1 protein-coding gene is annotated in these 1,111 nt (G+C 68.5%); it reads left to right on the forward strand.

Translation table 11 applies throughout. The annotated features are described in order from the left end of the window. Positions 1 to 123 precede the first annotated feature (123 nt). Positions 124 to 1,111 (forward strand): IS481 family transposase (locus tag ACFV20_RS37095; protein ID WP_385665566.1); only part of this gene is annotated, 988 nt, incomplete at its 3' end.

The following is a 1,111-nucleotide window of genomic DNA, read 5'->3' on the forward strand; positions in this document are numbered from 1 at the left end:
TGTACTGCCCAGCCAGGTTGGTCGAGTTTGTGCGACGACACGGTCTGAATCTGTGAGAGGACGAAGGCCTCCGGTTGTGGAGTGGAGCTGTCGAGGAACCGCTCCGCCAACCAGGAGGCCTTCGTGTCTCACGCTAACGCTGCTCTGACGCCCCGTGCACGTCTTCGCCTGGCGCGTCTGATTGTGGATGAGGGATGGCCGGTCGCCCGTGCGGCCGAGCGCTACGACGTGTCCTGGCCCACCGCCAAGCGGTGGGCCGACCGTTACGCCGAATCCGGGCCGGCCGCGATGGCCGACAGGTCCTCACGGCCTCACCGGAGCCCGGCCCGAACCACTCAGCCGCAGGTCCGCAAGATCGTGCACCTGCGCTGGAAGCAGCGACTGGGACCGGTCCAGATCGCCGGACGGCTGGGCATGCCCGCCTCGACGGTCCACGCGGTCCTGACCCGCTGCCGGATCAACCGGCTGTCCCACATCGACCGTGCCACCGGCGAGCCGGTGCGCCGCTACGAACACGACCATCCCGGCGCCATGCTCCACATCGACGTCAAGAAGCTCGGCAACGTCCCCGACGGCGGAGGCTGGCGCTACGTCGGACGCGTCCAGGGCCGCAGGAACCGTGCCGCAACACCGGACAAGCCCCGCAACAAGTACCGCGGCCCGCTGCTGGGAACCGCATTCGTCCACACCGTCGTCGACGACCACTCCCGCGTCGCCTACGCCGAGATCCACGACGACGAGACAGCCGACACCGCAGTCGATGTCCTGCACCGCGCGGTGGCATGGTTCGCGGCCCGCGGCGTGACCACCGAGCGGGTCCTGACCGACAACGGCTCGGCCTACCGCTCCCGGCACTGGAATCGGGCCTGCACCGAACTCGGCATCACGCCGAAGAAGACCCGGCCCTACCGGCCACAGACGAACGGCAAGGTCGAACGCTTCCACCGCACCCTGGCCGACGGCTGGGCCCTGGGACGCTTCTACTCAAGCGAATCAGCCCGCCGCAAAGCCCTGCCAGCCTGGCTCCATCACTACAATCACCACCGCCCCCACACCGCGACCGGCGGCAAACCACCCGTCACCAGGTTGACCAACGTCCCTGGGCAGTACA

This window comes from Streptomyces sp. NPDC059696 (assembly GCF_042733745.1).
GTDB lineage: Bacteria > Actinomycetota > Actinomycetes > Streptomycetales > Streptomycetaceae > Streptomyces.